This window comes from Sphingomonas swuensis (assembly GCF_039538045.1).
In the GTDB taxonomy this organism is placed as follows: domain Bacteria; phylum Pseudomonadota; class Alphaproteobacteria; order Sphingomonadales; family Sphingomonadaceae; genus Sphingomicrobium; species Sphingomicrobium swuense.
The window spans coordinates 2,435,968-2,453,927 of the sequence record NZ_BAABBQ010000001.1 but is presented as its reverse complement, the minus strand read 5'-3'; the positions used below and the strand labels follow the sequence as shown (position 1 = coordinate 2,453,927).

At 67.6% G+C, this 17,960-nt stretch carries 18 protein-coding genes; 9 read left to right on the top strand and 9 right to left on the bottom strand.

Annotation, left to right across the window (positions count from 1 at the left end):
- Window positions 1–72 precede the first annotated feature (72 nt).
- On the bottom strand, window positions 73–1,329 hold the full coding sequence (locus ABD727_RS12280) for an acyl-CoA dehydrogenase family protein (RefSeq protein ID WP_344707671.1): 1,257 nt from the start codon (window positions 1,327–1,329) through the stop codon (window positions 73–75).
- 68 nt (window positions 1,330–1,397) lie between these two features.
- Here ABD727_RS12280 and ABD727_RS12275 point away from each other — a divergent pair, with 68 nt between their 5' ends.
- The 5 genes from ABD727_RS12275 (at window position 1,398) to ABD727_RS12255 (ending at window position 5,972) form a co-directional block, all read left to right on the top strand.
- Window positions 1,398–2,555 (top strand): acyl-CoA dehydrogenase family protein, encoded by a 1,158-nt coding sequence (locus ABD727_RS12275; RefSeq protein ID WP_344707670.1) that lies wholly within the window; start codon window positions 1,398–1,400, stop codon window positions 2,553–2,555.
- Window positions 2,556–2,667: 112 nt separating this feature from the next.
- Window positions 2,668–3,792, top strand: coding sequence for an acyl-CoA dehydrogenase family protein (locus tag ABD727_RS12270; RefSeq protein ID WP_344707669.1), 1,125 nt, complete (start codon window positions 2,668–2,670; stop codon window positions 3,790–3,792).
- A gap of 80 nt (window positions 3,793–3,872) precedes the next feature.
- Window positions 3,873–4,070 carry a (2Fe-2S)-binding protein gene (locus ABD727_RS12265; RefSeq protein ID WP_344707668.1) on the top strand — a complete coding sequence of 66 codons (198 nt, stop codon included), beginning with the start codon at window positions 3,873–3,875 and terminating at the stop codon, window positions 4,068–4,070.
- A 76-nt stretch (window positions 4,071–4,146) separates the two neighbouring features.
- Window positions 4,147–4,629, top strand: coding sequence for a bacterioferritin (gene bfr / locus ABD727_RS12260; RefSeq protein WP_344707667.1), 483 nt, complete (start codon window positions 4,147–4,149; stop codon window positions 4,627–4,629).
- Window positions 4,630–4,733: 104 nt separating this feature from the next.
- A complete protein-coding gene (locus ABD727_RS12255) occupies window positions 4,734–5,972 on the top strand; it encodes a DUF418 domain-containing protein (protein WP_344707666.1) in 1,239 nt (412 codons plus the stop codon).
- Here the strand turns inward: ABD727_RS12255 and ABD727_RS12250 are convergent.
- From ABD727_RS12250 to ABD727_RS12215, 8 genes are all read right to left on the bottom strand, one after another.
- Window positions 5,969–6,430, bottom strand: coding sequence for an Hpt domain-containing protein (locus tag ABD727_RS12250; protein WP_344707665.1), 462 nt, complete (start codon window positions 6,428–6,430; stop codon window positions 5,969–5,971). The two genes, ABD727_RS12255 and ABD727_RS12250, sit on opposite strands and share 4 nt — an antisense overlap.
- 35 nt (window positions 6,431–6,465) lie before the next feature.
- Window positions 6,466–7,812 (bottom strand): ribosome biogenesis GTPase Der, encoded by a 1,347-nt coding sequence (gene der / locus ABD727_RS12245; RefSeq protein WP_344707664.1) that lies wholly within the window; start codon window positions 7,810–7,812, stop codon window positions 6,466–6,468.
- Between the two features lie 164 nt (window positions 7,813–7,976).
- Entirely contained in the window at window positions 7,977–9,296 is a 1,320-nt protein-coding gene (locus ABD727_RS12240) for an outer membrane protein assembly factor BamB family protein (protein ID WP_344707663.1), read from the bottom strand.
- A 16-nt stretch (window positions 9,297–9,312) separates the two neighbouring features.
- The gene (locus ABD727_RS12235) at window positions 9,313–10,029 is read right to left on the bottom strand and encodes a tetratricopeptide repeat protein (protein ID WP_344707662.1); all 717 of its coding nucleotides are present in this window, start codon (window positions 10,027–10,029) and stop codon (window positions 9,313–9,315) included.
- A 96-nt stretch (window positions 10,030–10,125) separates the two neighbouring features.
- Entirely contained in the window at window positions 10,126–10,995 is an 870-nt protein-coding gene (gene panB / locus ABD727_RS12230) for a 3-methyl-2-oxobutanoate hydroxymethyltransferase (protein ID WP_344707661.1), read from the bottom strand.
- The gene (locus ABD727_RS12225) at window positions 10,992–11,429 is read right to left on the bottom strand and encodes a hypothetical protein (RefSeq protein ID WP_344707660.1); all 438 of its coding nucleotides are present in this window, start codon (window positions 11,427–11,429) and stop codon (window positions 10,992–10,994) included. Before ABD727_RS12225 ends, panB begins: the two co-directional genes overlap by 4 nt.
- Window positions 11,430–11,494: 65 nt before the next feature.
- A complete protein-coding gene (locus ABD727_RS12220) occupies window positions 11,495–12,682 on the bottom strand; it encodes an MFS transporter (RefSeq protein WP_344707659.1) in 1,188 nt (395 codons plus the stop codon).
- Window positions 12,679–12,921: a plasmid stabilization protein gene (locus ABD727_RS12215; RefSeq protein WP_344708079.1), complete on the bottom strand. Its 243-nt coding sequence runs from the start codon at window positions 12,919–12,921 to the stop codon at window positions 12,679–12,681. The genes ABD727_RS12220 and ABD727_RS12215 overlap by 4 nt, the downstream gene beginning before the upstream one ends.
- Window positions 12,922–13,000: 79 nt before the next feature.
- Here ABD727_RS12215 and typA point away from each other — a divergent pair, with 79 nt between their 5' ends.
- The 4 genes from typA (at window position 13,001) to ABD727_RS12195 (ending at window position 17,923) form a co-directional block, all read left to right on the top strand.
- Window positions 13,001–14,818 carry a translational GTPase TypA gene (typA, locus tag ABD727_RS12210; protein WP_344707658.1) on the top strand — a complete coding sequence of 606 codons (1,818 nt, stop codon included), beginning with the start codon at window positions 13,001–13,003 and terminating at the stop codon, window positions 14,816–14,818.
- 337 nt (window positions 14,819–15,155) lie between these two features.
- Complete coding sequence (locus ABD727_RS12205) at window positions 15,156–15,926, top strand: cell wall hydrolase (protein WP_344707657.1); 771 nt, start codon at window positions 15,156–15,158, stop codon at window positions 15,924–15,926.
- Between the two features lie 142 nt (window positions 15,927–16,068).
- Complete coding sequence (locus ABD727_RS12200) at window positions 16,069–16,578, top strand: LytR/AlgR family response regulator transcription factor (RefSeq protein ID WP_344707656.1); 510 nt, start codon at window positions 16,069–16,071, stop codon at window positions 16,576–16,578.
- 112 nt (window positions 16,579–16,690) lie between these two features.
- Window positions 16,691–17,923 carry a L,D-transpeptidase family protein gene (locus ABD727_RS12195; RefSeq protein ID WP_344707655.1) on the top strand — a complete coding sequence of 411 codons (1,233 nt, stop codon included), beginning with the start codon at window positions 16,691–16,693 and terminating at the stop codon, window positions 17,921–17,923.
- The last annotated feature ends 37 nt before the right edge of the window (window positions 17,924–17,960 follow it).

Genomic DNA, 17,960 nt, shown 5'->3' with positions numbered 1-17,960 from the left:
AGACCGCCAGGTCAAGGGCGTTGGCGCGGACGTGCTTCGACTTCGCTCAGCACGAACGAGGTTGGTTCGCGATCAAGGCACCTGCGGATCGAGCGGCGGGTGCTTGCCATATTCGATCAGCGCGATGGCGCGGTTGTGGACCTCGTCGGGGCCGTCGGCGAGGCGCAGCGTGCGGATGCCGGCCCAGCTGTGGGCGAGGCTGGTGTCCTGGCTGACGCCCATGCCGCCGAACGCCTGGATGGCGTCGTCGATGATCTGCAGGGCCATGCGCGGCGCCTTGACCTTGATCATCGCGATCTCGGCCTTGGCGGCCTTGTTGCCGGCCTTGTCCATCAGGTCGGCGGCCTTGAGGCAGAGAAGGCGGGTGCAGTCGATCTCGATCCGAGCCTCGGCGACGCGCTGTTCCCACACGCTGTGCTCGGCGATCTTCTTGCCGAAGGCGGTGCGCGACTGGATCCGGCGGACCATCAGCTCGAGCGCTTCCTCGGCCGCGCCGATGGTGCGCATGCAATGGTGGATCCGGCCCGGTCCGAGACGGCCCTGCGCGATCTCGAAGCCGCGGCCTTCGCCGAGCAGGAGGTTGTCGGCGGGAACGCGGACGTCCTTGAGCTCGATTTCCATGTGGCCGTGGGGCGCGTCGTCATAGCCGTAGACGGTGAGCGCGCGCTCGACGGTGATGCCGGGTGCATCCATCGGGACGAGGATCATCGACTGCTGGGCATGGCGGCGCGCTTCCGGGTCGGTCTTGCCCATGACGATCGCGACCTTGCAGCGCGGATCGCCGGCCCCCGAGCTCCACCACTTGCGGCCGTTAATGACATAGTCGTCACCGTCGCGGGCGATCTCGCACTGGATGTTGGTCGCGTCGGACGAAGCGACCGCGGGCTCGGTCATCAGGAAGGCCGAGCGGATTTCGCCCCGCATGAGCGGCGCCAGCCACTGGTCCTTCTGCGCGCGGGTGCCGTAGCGGTGGAGCACTTCCATGTTGCCGGTGTCGGGCGCCGAGCAGTTGAACACCTCGGAAGCGAAGCCGACCCGGCCCATCTCCTCGGCGCACAGCGCATATTCGAGGTTGGTCAGCTGCTCGCCCTCGAAGGCGAAGCTCTCGTCGACATGCTGGAGCGCGCCGCCCGGCGGCATGAACAGGTTCCACAGGCCTTCGGCACGCGCCTTGGCCTTGAGCGGCTCGAGTCCTTCGAGGTGATGCCAGCGGTCGCCCTTGTTCAGCTCGGCGGCGAGGCCGGGCACGGCGGGACGGACATGGTTCTGGACGAAAGCGCGAACGCGATCCCGGAAGTGAGCCTGTCTTTCGGTCAGGTCGAAGTCCACGCGCGCGCTCCTCTATTTCCTTCAGTTGGCAATGCGCTAGGACGGGACACAAGAGGAGACAAGCCGCGATGACCGATCTCGAAAGCTTCCGCGCCGAGACCCGCAGCTGGCTCGAGGCGAACTGCCCGGCCGAGATGCGCACCCCGATGCGCTCGGAGGACGACGCCTGCTGGGGCGGGCGCAACTTCCAGTTCCAGTCCGAAGCGCAGGAGCAATGGCTCCGGGTGATGGGCGAGAAGGGCTGGACGGTCCCCGACTGGCCCGCTGCCTATGGCGGCGGCGGTCTGTCGCCCGCCGAGACCAAGGTGCTGCGCGAGGAGATGAAGGCGATCGGCGCGCGCAACCCGCTGTCGAGCTTCGGAATCTCGATGCTCGGGCCGGCGCTTCTGAAATATGGGACCGAGGAGCAGAAGACGCGCTTCCTGCCCGAGATCGCGCGCGGCGAGATCCGCTGGTGCCAAGGCTATTCCGAGCCGGGTGCGGGATCGGACCTCGCGGGCCTGCAGACCCGCTGCGAGGACAAGGGCGACCACTGGCTGGTCAACGGCCAGAAGGTATGGACCAGCTATGCCGACAAGGCCGACTGGATCTTCTGCCTGGTGCGGACCTCGACCGAGAGCAAGCATGGCGGGATCAGCTTCCTCCTGTTCGACATGGAGAGCGAGGGGGTCTCGACCAAGCCGATCCTGCTGATCAGCGGCTATTCGCCCTTCTGCGAGACCTTCTTCGACGACGTGAAGGTGCCCAAGGACCAGATCGTCGGCGAGGTGAACAAGGGTTGGGACGTCGCCAAATATCTTCTCGGACACGAGCGCGAGATGATCAGCGGCATGGGGCTGGGCTCGGGCTCGTCGCGGACGCTTGCCGCGAGCCTCGGCGAGATCGACGACCCGGTGCTTGCCGCCGAGGTCGCGCTGTTCGACGTCGATGCGATCGCCTTCGCCGCGATGAGCGAGCATTTCATCGACCAGCTGAAGGCCGGCGAAGCGCATCCGGCGATGCCGAGCATGATGAAATATGCCGGGACCGAACTGAACAAGAAGCGCCACGAGCTGATCATGGCGGCGGGCGGCTCCGACGCGCTCGAATGGGACAGCGAGCGGTCGCGCGGCGGCAAGGCACCGCGCGAATGGCTCCGGACCAAGGCCAATTCGATCGAGGGCGGGACCAGCGAGGTCCAGCTCGGAATCGTCGCCAAGCACATCCTTCGGCTGCCGGGGGCGTAAGCCTCCCGGAGATTTGTGGGGGGTCGTTCGCCCTGAGCGAAGTCGAAGGGCCCCACGAACCGTCGCCAAACGTCCTTCGACTTCGCTCAGGACGAACGAGAGTTGTGAAACGATGATCCTTACCGACGACCAGCGCCAGATCGCCGACATGGCCAAGTCCTTCCTCGCCGAGGAGGGCACGATCGCGAAGCAGTTGCGCCACTGGCGAGACATCGGCTGCAAGGACGGGTTCGGGCATGACCTGTGGAAGCAGATGGCCGAGCTCGGGCTGACCGGCCTTGCGGTTCCGGAAGCGGAGGGCGGGCTCGGCCTCGGTGCGACCGAGGCGGCGCTGGTGATGGAGGAAGTCGGTCGCAACCTCACTCCCTCGCCCTTCCTGACGACCGCGCTGGTCGCGGTCGAGGCGATGAAGGGGACGGAGCAGGGCAAGCACTGGTTCCCCGGCATCGTTGCCGGCGAGACGGTCGCGGCGATCGCGGTCGACGAGGGCCCGCACCACCGCCCGCGTCAGATCGCGCTGCGCGCCGAGCGCTCGGGCAACGGCTTCGCGCTGTCGGGCACCAAGCAGTTCGTGGTCCATGGCGCCTCGGCGGACGTCATCCTCGTCGCGGCGCGCACCAGTGGTTCGGCCGGCGAGAGCGACGGGCTGACCCTGTTCGCGGTGCCCCGCGAAGCGGCCGGAATGACGGTCGAGAATGTCGCGCTCACCGATAGCAGCAAGGCCGCTCGGCTGACCTTCGACAAGGTCGCGGTCGATGCCGACGCGGTGATCGGCGAGGTGGACGGCGGCTGGGAGCCGCTTCGCCGGGCGATGCGGCTCGGGCGCACCGGCGCTGCCGCCGAGATGGTCGGCGCGGCAGGCGGGGCGATGACCATGACCGTCGACTATCTTCGGCAGCGCAAGCAGTTCGGAAAGCTGATCGGCGAGTTCCAGGTGCTCCAGCACCGCGCCGCGCACCTGTTCGGCGAAATCGAGATCGCCCGCGCGGCGACGCTGAAGGCGGCCGAACTGCTCGACAAGGGCGACGACAAGGCCGGGATCATGAGCCACGTCGCCAAGGCCAAGGCCGGGCGGGTTGCGACACTGGCGGTGCAGGAAGGCGTCCAGATGCACGGCGGCATCGGGATGACCGACGAGCATGACATCGGCTTCTACATGAAGCGGGCGAAGGTGCTCGATTCGCTGTTCGGTGACAGCAGCTACCATGCGCGAATGGTGCAGGTGATGGGGGCCTGATCGAGAGAGCCCCAGCCTCTCACCCGCGCAGTAAAGCAAAGCTCTTGCGAACGCTTCGCATTACCATTAGCAACAAGCTAATGATCGTCTGCGTCTGCAATGCGATTCGCGAGGAGAAGGTGCGGGAAGCCGCACGGACCGGCGCGTGCACCGTTGGCCAGGCCTATGCGCGCTGCGGCACCAAGGCGAAGTGCGGAAGCTGCCTGCCTTTCGCCCGCGCGATCATCAACGAGGAACGCGCCGCGCTCGCCGCCAACCCGCCGGCGGTCGCCGCCTGACATTCCCTTTCTGCGAACGACTCTTGCAAGTCGTTCGCGCTTCGGTTGATTGCCGCAACGGAGTAGAAGCCGCGCCATGAAGGGCGACCCCACGATCATCGAGCTGCTCAACGAAGCGCTCAAGGCGGAACTGACCGCCATCAACCAATATTGGCTGCACTATCGGCTGCTCGACAATTGGGGCGTGCACAAGCTCGCCGCCTACGAGAAGCATGAGAGCATCGACGAGATGAAGCATGCCGACCGCTTCGCCGAGCGGATCCTGTTCCTCGAGGGCCTGCCCAACTTCCAGATGCTCGGACGGCTGCGGGTCGGGGAGACGGTCGAGGAGATCCTCAAGGCCGATCTCGAGGCCGAATATGAGGCGGCCAAGATGTACCGCGAGGCGGTGGCGATCTGCGACGACAAGCGCGACTATGTCAGCCGCGACCTGTTCGCCGAGGTTCTCCGCGACGAGGAAGGCCATATCGACTTTCTCGAGACCCAGTTCGAGATGATCGCGCGGATGGGCCTGCCCAACTACATCCAGCTGCAATCAAACGCCGCCGAGGCGCATTAGGCTCTTCCCTCATCGGTCTTGCCGGGCTTGACCCGGCGTCCGCCTTCCTACTCACTGCGAAGAGACAGACTCCGGATGAGGTCCGGGGTGACGGGGGGTTAGGCATGGCAACGACTTCAGGCGAGCGAATCGCCACGCTCGACATCGTCCGCGGGGTGGCGGTGATGGGCATATTGGCGATGAACATCGTCGCCTTCGCGGACGTGCCCGCCGCCTACTTCAATCCGCTGGCACAGACGGTCGCGGTGCGGACCGACGACCTCCTTACCTATGCCGGGCAATTCCTGCTGTTCGACGGCAAGATGCGCGGGCTGTTCTCCTTCCTGTTCGGGGCCTCGCTGCTGCTGCTGTCGGAAAAGATGGCGCCCAACCTGGTCCGCCGGCGGCTGATGTGGCTGCTGCTGTTCGGCGCGCTGCACTTCTTCTTCATCTGGTGGGGCGACATTCTGATCGCCTATGCGCTGGTCGGCTTTCTCGCGCTGGCATTCCGCGATGCGGGGGTGCGCGCGCTGGTCATCGCCGCCGTGGTGCTGCTTGCGATCCAGTTCGCGCTGTTCGCCGGCATGACCTTCTATTCGCTGTCGCTCCAGGATGCGATCGCGGGCGGGACGGCGAGTGCCGAGCAGCTCAAGTCGTGGGAGGAGATGACCCGCGACATCGCCATGCCGAGCGCGGCACGGCGGGCAGAGGCCATCGCGCTCTACCTCGGTCCGTGGACCAGCCTGGTCCACCACCAGTTCACCGAGAAGGCCTTCATGCCGCTGGCCGGACTGTTCGGCGTCGGCTGGGAGACACTGGCCTACATGCTGCTCGGCATGGCCTCGCTGAAGAGCGGGCTGCTGACCGGAGCCTGGGCGGATCGCCGTTACTGGCGCACCGCGCTCATCGGCCTCGCGATCGCGCTTCCGGCCTATGTCGTGGCGCTGCGCTTCCTGTTCCGCTCGGAGTGGGCGGGGCCGGCGATCTTCATGTGGGCCTTCGCGGCGACGGTGCCGGTGCGGCCGCTGATGGTCGTCGCCTTCGCCTGCCTGATCATCCTCGCGACCCGGCGTGGCGGCGCGCTGACCGGGCGGATCGCCGCCGCCGGGCGCGCCGCCTTCAGCAACTATCTCGGGACGTCGATCGTGATGACCGCGATCTTCTACGGCTGGGGGCTGGGGCTGTTCTCGACGCTCGGCCGCATGGAGCTCGCCGGCGTGGTGCTGGCGACGTGGGCGGCAATGCTGCTGTGGTCCAAGCCGTGGCTCGATCGCTTCCGCTACGGGCCGCTCGAATGGGCATGGCGGAGCCTGACCTTCGCCCGGCTCGAGCCGATGCGCCGGCAAGCTGCCGTCGCGGGCTAGATCCGGCCGAAGCTCTGATTGTTGGCCTTGCGGCCGAAGCCTCCGGGCATCGCGCCGGGGCGGCTCTTGAGCGGATTGGTCGCCTCGTCGAACAGGGCGATGGTACGTTCGAACACCTTGCGCAGCTCGACGACGTCGCGGATGAGTTCGTCGGGGAAGCGGCGGGTCTCGATGCACAGCCGCGCGGTGCTCTCGATCAGTTCGGCAATCCTGGCCAGCGGCTCGGCGCCGAACTGGCGGGCCTCGCCCTTGATGGTGTGGGCGGGAATGACCAGAGCCACGGTATTCTGGTCGTGCATCGCCTGCTCGATCGCGGCGACAGACTTGGTCCCGTCCTCGCGGAAATAGGAGAGGATGCGGATGAAGCCCGGTCCGAGCTCCCCGCGAGTCTTCTCGAAATGCGCCCAGTCGACGACGTCGCCGCCCGGACGCTCGACCTGATTATCCTCGGATCCCATGCCTTCCTTCTAGTGCCGCGAAGGTAAAGGCGGGGTTAGCGGTCGAACGGGTTCTTGGGGGCGCGCAGGGTCATCCGGAGCGGGACGGCGCCGAGATCGAAATATTTGCGCAGGCTGTTGAGCAGGTAGCGCCGGTAGCTCTCGGGCAGCTGGTCGACGCGGGTGCCGAACACGACGAAGCTCGGCGGACGGGTCTTCACCTGCGTGATGTAGCGCAGCTTGATCCGGCGGCCGCCGGGGGCGGGCGGGGGGTTGGTCTCGACCGCCTGCTCGAACCAGCGGTTGAGCTCGCCGGTGGAAGTACGGCGGTTCCACGCCTCGCGCAGGGTGAAGGCGGCGCCGAGCAGCTGGTCGATGCCCTTGCCGGTGACCGCCGAGACGGTCAGCACCGCGGGGTCCTTGAGCTGGCTCAGCCCCTCGACGAGCGCGGCCTTGACCCCGTTGAACAGCGACGAGGCATGCTCGGCGACGTCCCACTTGTTCAGCGCGATGACCAGCGCGCGGCCTTCCTCGAGCACCTGGCTGGCGATCTTGAGATCCTGCACCTCAAGGCCGCGGGTGGCGTCGAGCAGCAGGACGACGACCTCCGCCATGTCGATCGCACGGCGGGTGTCCTGGACCGACAGCCGCTCGAGCTTGTCCTCGACCTTAGCCCGCTTGCGCAGGCCGGCGGTGTCGACCAGCTTGACCTTGCGACCCTGCCATTCCCAGTCGATGCTGATGCTGTCGCGGGTGATCCCGGCCTCGGGTCCGGTGATCATCCGGTCTTCGCCGAGCATCCGGTTGACCAGCGTCGACTTGCCCGCGTTCGGGCGACCGACGATGGCGAGGTGGAGCGGGCGGTCGGGATCCTCGGGGTCGAGCTGCTCTTCCTCCACTTCCTCGCGCTCGACGAACGGGCGGAGGTGCTCGAACAGGTCGACCAGGCCCTCGCCATGTTCCGCCGACAGCGCGATCGGTTCGCCGAGACCGAGCGAAAAAGCCTCGAGCCGGCCCGCCTCGCCGCCGCGGCCCTCGGCCTTGTTGGCGGCGACGATGACCGGCGTGTCCTCGACCCGCAGCCAGCGGGCAATTTCCTCGTCGAGCGGAGTGACGCCTTCGCGCGCGTCGATCACGAACAGCGCCGCGTCGGCCTCGCGCACCGCGGCCTCGGTCTGGCGGCGCATCCGGCCGGGGAGGCTGGCGGGATCCTCGTCCTCGAAGCCGGCGGTGTCCATGATCTGGAACTCGAGCCCGAGGAGGTGGGCGGTGCCGACCCGCCGGTCGCGGGTGACGCCCGGTCGGTCGTCGACCAGCGCCACGCGCTTGCCGACGAGGCGGTTGAAGAGGGTCGACTTGCCCACGTTCGGGCGCCCGACGATGGCGACGGTGGGAAGGGGCATGGGGCGTCTCTTACCGGAGTGATGGGAATTAGACCACTTCGCCGCTCCCCACCTGGAGGAAGCCGTCACGAAGCGACTGAGGGGTCCTCGACCAAGGCCGAGAACCCCCCCGTCAGCCGCGAAGCGCGGCTGCACCCTCCCTCAGCAGGGAAGGTGGTGGTTGATCAACGAAAGGCGTGCAGGCGCGCGCGGTCGTCAAGGACGTAGAGGGTATTGGAAGCGACGACCGGGCTGAGGCTGATCGGCGCGCCTATGTTGGTCTGGCTCTGGAAAGCGCCGGTTGCTGGGTCGATGTTGACCAGCACGCCGTTGCTTCCGCCGAGCACCAGGCGGCCGCCGGCCAGAACCGGGCCGACATAGGAGATGGGGCCGCGCTTTGCCTTGGCGTTGGCGAAGGCCGGGAGCTGGTTGATCCAGCGGATCTTGCCGGTCTGGCGGGCGATCGCCATCACCTTGGCATCGTCGGTCACTGCGAACAGCCAGTCGCCCGCGATCGCCGGAGTGGCGGTCCCGGCGAGGTTGAGCTCCCAGATGCGCTGACCGCTGATGAGGTCGAGCGCGACCATCCGTCCGCCCTGGCCGAGCGCGAACACCTGGCCGTTGTCGATCACCGGCGAGGCGTCGATGTCGCTGAGGTTGGCGACGCTGGTCGAGATGGAGGTGCGGGCGAGCGCGTCCTGCCAGACCACACGGCCGTTCTCGTAGCGATAGGCGTTGAGCTCGCCCGAGCTGAAGCCCGCGACGACGGTGCCCTGCGCGAAGGCCGGGGCGCCGGTGCCGAACACGCCGGCGATCTCGACCGAGGCGGTGGCCGACCAGTTGGTCGTCCCGTCGGCGGTCTTGAGGCTGTAGAGCTGGTTATCCTGGCTCATCACGTAGAGCGTGTCGCCAACCAGGGTGGGAGCGCCGCGAAGCGGTCCGCCCGGACGCACCTGCCAGGCGCGCGCGCCGTTGCGGGTGTCGAGCGCGGCGACGAAGCCGAGGCCGTTGGTGGCGTAGACGCGGTTGCCCTCGACCGCCACGCCGCCGCCGAAGAGCGAGGCATTGTTGCCCTTCTCGGTCCCGAACTGCACCGCCCAGCGCTGGCCGCCGGTCGCCGCATCGAAGGCGCGGACGGTGGCGTTGGTGTCGATCGTGTAGACCGTCCCACCGGCAATCACAGGAGCGGAGGCGAGGCGGGCGTCGAGCGACGTGCCCTGGCCGGTCGAGATCGACCAGGCGGTGTTGAGCGCAGTCCCGAGCGCGAGGTGGCCGACCGCCTTGGACGGGCTTCCGCCGGGCTGGCTCCAGCTGTCGTTGGCGGTGGCTGCAGGAAGCGCGAAGGGCAGCGCCGCCGTGGCCGGGTCGACCTGGACGTCGGGATCGGTCGAGAGGACCGAGACCCGGTCGCCGAGGACCGGAGTCTTCGGGCGCGCCTTGTTGAGCACGTTGCAGCCGGCGAGCAGCGAGGCGGCAATGGACAGGGTGACGAGCTTGCGGATCATGGGCGTGGGTTGGTCCTCAACGGGCCGCGGGAGCGGTCGGGGCAGCGGCGGCGGCAGGCGCGGCCGGGATGGAAAGACTGGAGGCGAGCTCGGCGGTGCGAGCCTTGATCGTGGCGGGCACGTCCTTGTCGGCGGCGACGGCGCGGAGCAACTGCGCGGCCTCGCTGCGGCGGTTGGCCTTGACCATCGCCAGCGCGGTCAGCTCGGCCGCCGAGCCGAACCAGGCACCGTCCTTGACCGCGAGCGGCTGCATGCGGGCAATCACGTCCTCGGGCTTGAGGGTGTCGAACTCGAGCTGGGTGCGGCGGATGAGGGCTGCGTCGCGATAGGCCTGCGGAGCGCCGCTATCGTCGGTCACCTGCGTATATTGGGCGATGGCCGTCGCGCGGTCGCCGTCCTGGATGGAGAGCGCGGCGCGGGTCAGGCGGGCGGCGGCGGCCATGCTGTCATTGGCATTGCCGGCGATGGTCTCGAGCCGCTTGCCCGCGTCCCCGCTCTTGTTCTGGCCGATGTCATTGAGGATCGCGCTGAACGCTTCGCTGTTGGCGGCGGCCTGCTGCGCCTGCTGGTTGCGCCAGTAGAGGTAGCCGCCGGTCGCGAGCAGGATCAGCACCGCGAGCGCGATCAGCCACTTGCCCCACCGCTTGGCGAATTCCTCCGCCTGGCTGCGGCGCAGGTTGTCGTCGACTTCCTTGATGAAGCTTTCGCTGGTTTGTCCGGGCGCCAGTGCCAAGAAGGTCGATCCTTGTGAGTGTTCCGGCGCTCTTCGCCGGAATTTGATGAACGCAAGCTTGAAGCTGGGGCGTCTAACCGCTTTTGCGAAGAGCGGCTAGGCCTTGGGCCGGTAGGTCTGGTCGGCGGTCGGGAAGGAGCGCGCACGGACCTCTCCGGCATAGGCCTCGACCGCGTTGCCGATGCGGGTCGCGAGGTCGTCGTAGCGCTTCACGAAGCGCGGCGTGCGCTCGAACAGGCCGAGCATGTCCTCGGTCACCAGCACCTGTCCGTCGCATTCGGCCGACGCGCCAATGCCGATGCTCGGCACGGGAATGGCGCGGGTGATGGTGGTGGCGAGTTCCTCCATCACGCCTTCGAGCACCACGCAGAAGGCGCCAGCCTCGGCCACGCCCTTGGCATCGTCGAGGATCTTGGCGGCCTCGGCCTCGCTTCGCCCGCGCGCGCCATAGCCGCCGAGCGCGTTCACCGCCTGCGGGGTCAGGCCGACATGGCCGATGACCGGGATGCCGCGGTCGGTGAGGAAGCGGATGGTCGGGGCGATCGCCCGGCCGCCCTCGAGCTTGACCGCCGCGCAACCCGTCTCCTTCATGATCCGCGCCGCGCTGGTGAAAGCCTGCTCGGGCGAGCCTTCGTAGCTGCCGAACGGCATGTCGACCGCTACCAGCGCGTGCCAGCTCCCGCGCACCACCGCGGCGCCGTGGTTGCACATCATCTCGAGCGTGACCGGCACGGTCGAGGGCAGGCCGTAGATGACCTGGCCGAGGCTGTCGCCGACCAGCAGCAGGTCGCAATGCGGGTCGAGCAGCTGCGCCATCCGCATCGTGTAGGCGGTGAGCATGACGATCGGCTGCTCGGTCCGCCCGTCCTGCTTGCGGCCCTTGAGGGCGGGGACGGTCATCCTTTTGCCCGGAACGGGCGACGGGGTCGCCCGGCTGGTCGAGGTGTCGATCGTATAGGTACTCAACGCAGCCAACCCCGCTGCTGGCTGTGACGCGCGAACCAGAAGCTGGTCCACACCAGAGCCGTGACGACAATTCCCACCGCGCCGTCATTCTCGGTCGCGAGCTCGCGGACGCGCGGGACGACGGCGTAGGGCAGGAAGGTGAAGATGGCGCCGACCAGCGAGACCAGCAGCAACGGCACCGCGACCTTGCGGCGGGCGAGCAGCGCGATCGCGCCGAGCAGCCCGACCCAGACCGCGATCGCATAAGCCGCGATCATCCAGACGGGTCGCGCCTCCATCAGCGCGCGCTGGTCGGCGGGAAGCTGGTCGAGTGGCGTGAAGACGCTGACGAGATAGCCGGCGCATCCCATCAGCATGAACAGGAGAACGGCAATCGCGCCGACCCAATACCATCTGGCCAGCGGCCGCGGCGCGAAGCGATCATCACTCTTCATCATGTTTCCCCCTGACGATGAGATGACCGCCGTCATAGCGCCTGCGCCGGGCGCTGGAAACGCACTCAGGACGATGGCGTCTGCTCCCTTGGCAGGAGCCACAGGAAAGCGCCCGCGGCGGCCGCGATGGCGGCGCTCGCGAGGAAGGTCATGGAAGGGCCGTCGCGGGTCCAAAGAAGACCGGCCCCGAGGCTGGCGAGAAGGAGGCCGACCCCAGTGGCGACATGGAACAGGCCAAAGGTGGTCGCCCTCAGATGCACCGGAGCGGCATCGGCGACGAGCTTGGCGAACAGCCCCTGGGTCAGCGCCATGTGCGCGCCCCACAAGGCGACCCCGAGGGTGAGCGCGGCAAGCCCCTCGCCCCAGGCGAGGAACAGATTGCCGAGGATCAGCAGGGCGATCCCGCCAGTCAGGATCAGTCGCGGGTCGGCGCGGTCGCCGAGCGCGCCCGCCGGGTAGGAAAGGAGGACGTAGGACAGGTTGAACACGACCAGCACCAGCGGCGCGGTGGCCAGGGTTAGGCCGGCTTCGGCTCCCTTGAGGACGAGGAAGCTCTCGGAGAAGCGGGCGAGGGTGAAGAGGAAGGCGACGAGGATCAGCCGGCGGCTGGCGCGATCGACCTCGCGGAAGCCCCACAGCAGGGGCTGGACCTTGCCGCTGTCGGACCGGCGCTCGGGCTCCTTGAGGAACAGCATCAGGATGGCGACCGCGACGAGGGCGGGAACGGCCGCGATCCAGAAGATGGTTCGAATGTCCCCCGCCAGCCAGATCATCAGCCCGGCCGCCGCGAGCGGCGCAAGCAGCGCACCGATCGTGTCGAGGCTCTGGCGGAGCCCGTAGGCGGCGCCGCGCTGCTCGGACGGGGTGTCGTCGGCGATGAGCGCATCACGCGGCGCTCCGCGCAGGCCCTTGGCGGTGCGGTCGAGCAGGCGCGCGCCGAGAACGGTCAGCGGCGTGGAGGCGAGCGCCATCAGCGGCTTGGTCAGCGCGGCGAGGCCATAGCCCGCGACGATCCACGGCTTGCGTTTCTGGTTGCGGTCGCTGAGCCGCCCGCCGGCAAGCTTGGCGAAGCTCGCGGTCGCTTCCGCCACCCCGTCGATCGCGCCGAGCACCACCACGCTGGCGCCGAGCGTCACCGTGATGAACAGCGGAAGCAGCGCGTGGATGATCTCGCTCGACAGGTCCATGAAGAGGCTGACGAGGCCGAGAATCCAGACGGAACGGGGAAGGGCGGGACGGCGGGAGGTGCTCACCCTTTTTTCTTAGCGGTCCGCCTGCGCCGAGTCTCCCAACCCTTCTTGGCCGCTTCCGAGCGGCTGCGGGCCCGGCCCGAGCCCGTTTCCTTGCCGCCGCCGTCCTGCTTGTTGACCGTCGCCCAGGCGATCCGCTCGGCTTCTTCGGGCGAGCGGCCCTGCGCCTCATAGCCCTTCTCGATCTCGGCGGCCTTGCGCCGCTGCTTGTCGGTATACGCGCTCTTGTCGCCCTGCGGCATGATCATCTCTCCTGCTGCCATTGCTGAAACGCGCCCATTCCGCTACGGGCGCCGCAACCTATTCCCAAGGACATCGCTAATGACCCTCCGCAACGTGGCGATCATCGCCCACGTCGATCACGGCAAGACGACCCTCGTTGACCAGCTCTTCCGCCAGTCCGGCACCTTCCGCGACAACCAGCGCGTCGAAGAGCGGGCGATGGACTCGAACGACCTCGAGAAGGAGCGCGGGATCACCATTCTCGCCAAGTGCACCTCGGTCGAGTGGAACGACACCCGCATCAACATCGTCGACACCCCGGGCCACGCCGACTTCGGCGCCGAAGTCGAGCGGATCCTCTCGATGGTCGATGGCGTGATCCTGCTGGTCGACGCCGCCGAAGGGCCGATGCCGCAGACCAAGTTCGTCACGGGCAAGGCGCTCGGCCTCGGCCTCAAGCCGATCGTCGTCGTCAACAAGATCGATCGTCCCGACGCCCGTCCGGCCGAAGTGCTCGACGAATGCTTCGACCTGTTCCTCAGCCTCGACGCCAACGACGAGCAGCTCGACTTCCCGGTGCTCTACGCCTCGGGCCGCAATGGCTATGCCGGCCGCGAGGACACGGTTCGTGACGGCGATCTCACCCCGCTGTTCGAGACCATCGTCAGCCATGTCCCCGAGCCTGGCCTCCCGATCCACGGCGAGTTCAAGATGCTCGCCACTCTGCTCGACCGCGACCCGTTCCTCGGCCGAATCCTTACCGGCCGAGTCGAATCGGGCACGCTCCACATCAACCAGCCGATCCGGGCGCTCGACGTCGACGGCCACAAGGTCGAGGAAGGCCGCGCGACCAAGATCTTCGCCTTCCACGGCCTCGAGCGCGTGGCCGTGGAGCAGGCGCAGGCGGGCGACATCATCGCCATCGCCGGCCTGATGAACGCGACCGTGTCGAACACGATCGCCAACCCGATGGTCACCACCCCGATCAAGGCGCGCCCGATCGATCCGCCGACGCTCGCGATGAGCTTCGCGGTCAACGACAGCCCCTATGCGGGGCGCGACGGCGACAAGGTCCAGAGCCGGGTCATCCGCGAGCGCCTCGAGCGCGAGGCGGAGACCAATGTCGCCATCCGCGTCACCGTCGCCCACGACAATGACAGCTATGAAGTCGCCGGACGCGGCGAGCTCCAGCTCGGCGTCCTCATCGAGACCCTCCGCCGCGAAGGCTTCGAGCTGTCGATCAGCCGTCCGCGCGTGCTGTTCCAGGACGGCCCCGGCGGTCGCGAGGAGCCGTACGAGACGGTCGTGATCGACGTCGACGACGAGTTCAGCGGAACGGTCGTCGAGAAGATGAGCCAGCGCAAGGCCGAGATGACCGACATGCGTCCCTCGGGCGCGGGCAAGACCCGCCTCACCTTCAGCGCGCCCTCGCGCGGGCTGATCGGCTATCACGGCGAGTTCCTGTCGGACACTCGCGGCACCGGGATCATGAACCGGCTGTTCGAGAAATATGGCCCGCACAAGGGCCAGATCACCGGCCGCCAGAACGGCGTCCTGATCTCGATGGAGAAGGGCAAGGCGCAGGCCTACGCCCTCAACATGCTCGAAGAGCGCGGGATCATGTTCATCTCGCCCAACGATGACCTCTACGAGGGCATGATCATCGGCGAAAATGCGAAGCCGCAGGATCTCGAGGTCAATCCCTTGAAGTCCAAGCAGCTGACCAACTTCCGGGCGAGCGGCAAGGACGAGGGCATCCGCCTCACTCCGCCGCGCAAGATGACCCTGGAGCAGGCGATCGCCTACATTCAGGACGACGAGCTGGTCGAGGTGACCCCGAAGGTCATCCGCCTGCGCAAGCGTCACCTCGATCCGCACGAGCGCAAACGGCAGTCGCGCAAGGCCGAGGCAGCCTAACCAGGGCAGATGCCCCGGCGCCGATTCGCCGAACGCAGGCAAGTCACCACGGAAGGCTCCAGCGACCCACTTCGGTTCGTCGCTGGAGCCTTTCGTTTGGTCAACTCTCTGTCCCGCAACGAGAATTGTTCCTGCAGCTGGCCGCAGGACTCGCTCCGTTCACCCCCGGGTGGGTTTCAATCCTGCCAACCGCCAGTATCTGCATCATCAGCAGTTTAAGAGCGACGGAGCCGGCGTAGCGGTTCCAGGGCAAGACGGACGAGGACAGACGGCGCAACGCTCCAAGTGAGCCATGTGAAGCCGCCGTCATTTTCGCCCGCACAGGATAGAGAAGAATTTGACCAAGCGATTTGCGCTGGGCCGTGCGCCCGCGATTGCTGCCTTTTGTCTTACGCTCGCGGGGGTCGCGAGCCCGGCCTCGGCCCAGCTTGCGACCATTTCCGCCATTCCGGTGAGCACGATTGCTCCCGCCGCCACCGCCGGCAAGGTGCTGGCCCCGGTCCGCCCTGCCGCGACCGTCCTCGTTCCCGCACCGGCGACCGCGACGATCGCGACCGCCGCATCGATCACCCCGAGCCCCATCGGCCGCGCCGCGGTGCTCTCGACCACGCCGCGTCCGACCACTGCCGGGATCAACCCGCCGGCCGGTGTCGCCGAGGTCCGCCCGGCCGTGACCCATGCCGGCCTGTGGCCGATGGTCTGGGCCAAGCAGACCGGTGCCGCGCTGACCGAGCAGGAAGAGTGCGTCGCCATCGCCGTCTACCATGAAGCCCGCGGCGAGCCGCTCGACGGGCAGCTGGCGGTGGCCGAGGTCATCATGAACCGCGCTGCTTCGGGTCGCTATCCGGCGAGCTGGTGCGAGGTGGTCAAGCAGCCCTGGCAGTTCAGCTTCGTCAACCCGCGCTCGGGCCACATGCCCGCCGTCAAGCGCGAGAGCGCGGCCTGGGCCTATGCGCAGGCGATCACCCGCATCGCCGCCGGCCACTTCGCCGACGCGCTACCCTCCGACGTCCTGTGGTACCATGCCGATTATGTCGCTCCGAGCTGGGGTCGGCGGCTCGCCAAGGTCGAGAAGATCGGCGCCCACATCTTCTACCGGGCGGCCTGAACGGCGCTCCGGCGCTGACGTCATGACGTTTCGTCTCCGTAAGAGCCCGGTTCGGCGATAATCCGCTGAACCCGGGATTCGCACGACGGTCTTCCCCTGCAACCTTATCCACAGGGCGGCTGTGCCGCCGGGAGGGTGCAAGGTGCTGAAAATCCTGATTGTCGAGGACGAGCGGCCACTGGCGGAAACGCTTCGTTACCTGGTCGAGGACAACCCGCGCTACCGGGTGATCGGGATCGCCGAGGACCTCGGCAGCGCGCTCGAGATCCTCGAGCGCGAGGAACCCGACCTCGCTCTGGTCGACCTCCATCTCGCCCGCGGCTCGACCGGCTTCTCGGTTGCCGTCCGGCTGAACGATGTCGGGGTGCCCTGCCTGTTCGTGACCGGACGCGCCCCCGGCTTCGCGATGCCGGACCTTGCTCTCGGACTTCTGCTCAAGCCGTTCACCGGCAACGAGGTGCATCGTGCGCTGGCGCTTGCCGAGGACGTGATGCGCGGTCGCGAGACCCTCCGGCCGCGGCTTCCGCGCAACCTCCAGCTGTTCGATGCCGAGAGCGAGGAAGCGGAGCCGACACCCGAGCCCGCCTTCCTTCCCGAACGGCGCGGCTTCAAGGCGCGGCTCGAGCGCTGGATCGGTGGAAACACCCTTTGAAACTACTGAGTTAGTCAATCGTTAAACCGGCAAGAGACTGATTTTCAGAAAGTATTGCCGGATGAAACGCCTGTTGATTGGCGCCGCTGCTGCGGCGACACTGGGCCTTGCTATGCCTGCGACGGCGGCGGTCAGTGCCGCCGACCAGATGGCCCCCGCAAGTGCCGTTGCCCGTTTCTACGAGGGCCGGGCGCAGCCGCTCTGGCTGCGTTCGCCCGAAGCGGTCCGGGCACTGCTCGATTCGCTGCGCCAGGCGCCGGTCGATGGCTACTCCGACGGCCCCGAGCTGGCCGGCCGCATCGAGCGTGTGCTGGCCGACGCCGAGCGGGGCGTTCCCGGTGCCGAACGCGAGGCCGAGAAGCTGATGAGCAACGGCTTCGTGCTCTACGCGCAGGCGCTCCGCTGGCCCGGCCGCAACGGGATGATCTATGCCGACCCGGCGCTCAGCCCCAAGGTTCCGACCCCGGCGCAGGTGCTCGAAGCGGCTGCAGCGGCGCCCGACCTCGCGGCCCATGTCCGCACCACCGCGGCGATCAACCCCTTCTACGCCGCGCTCAAGACCGCCGCCGAGGGCGACATGCGCTTCCTCGGCCAGCCGAGCCAGGCGCTGCGTTCGAGCCTCGACCGGGCCAAGGTGCTTCCGGCGAGCGGCCGCTTCGTGCTGGTCGACATCGCCAGCCAGCAGCTGATGATGATGGACGGCGGCCGGGTGGTCGACCAGATGAAGGTGGTCGTCGGCAAGCCGACGATGAAGACTCCGCTGATGGCCGGTACGCTCCGCCAGGTGACCTTCAATCCCTACTGGAACGTGCCCGTCGACCTCGCCGCCAAGAACATCGCTCCGAACGTCGTCCGCAACGGCGTCAGCTGGTTCAAGTCGCGCGGCTACGAGGCGCTTTCGGGCTGGGACGCCGGCGCTCAGGTGGTCGATCCGGCTACCATCGACTGGAAGGCGGTCGCCGCAGGGACCGTCGAGGCGCGGGTCCGGCAGAAGCCGGGCAGCGGCAACATGATGGGCGCGATGAAGTTCGAATTCCCGAACGACATGGGCATCTATCTCCACGACACCCCGCAGCGCGAATATTTCGCCGAGGCCGAGCGCGCCTACAGCTCGGGCTGCGTCCGGCTCGAGGATGCCGCCCGGCTCGGCCAGTGGCTGCTCGGCCGCGAACCCAAGCCCAGCAGCGATCGTCCGGAATATCAGGTCGCCCTTCCTCAGGGTGTGCCCGTCTACCTCACCTATCTGACGGTGCGGGCGGGCAGTGACGGAAGCCTTGCTTACGCGCCGGATATCTATGGTCTTGATGGCGGGCGAGACGAGACCAAGGTCGCACTCGCGAATTGATCCTCTTCACAGTCGCTAAAGCCTTGCTAAACTTCCC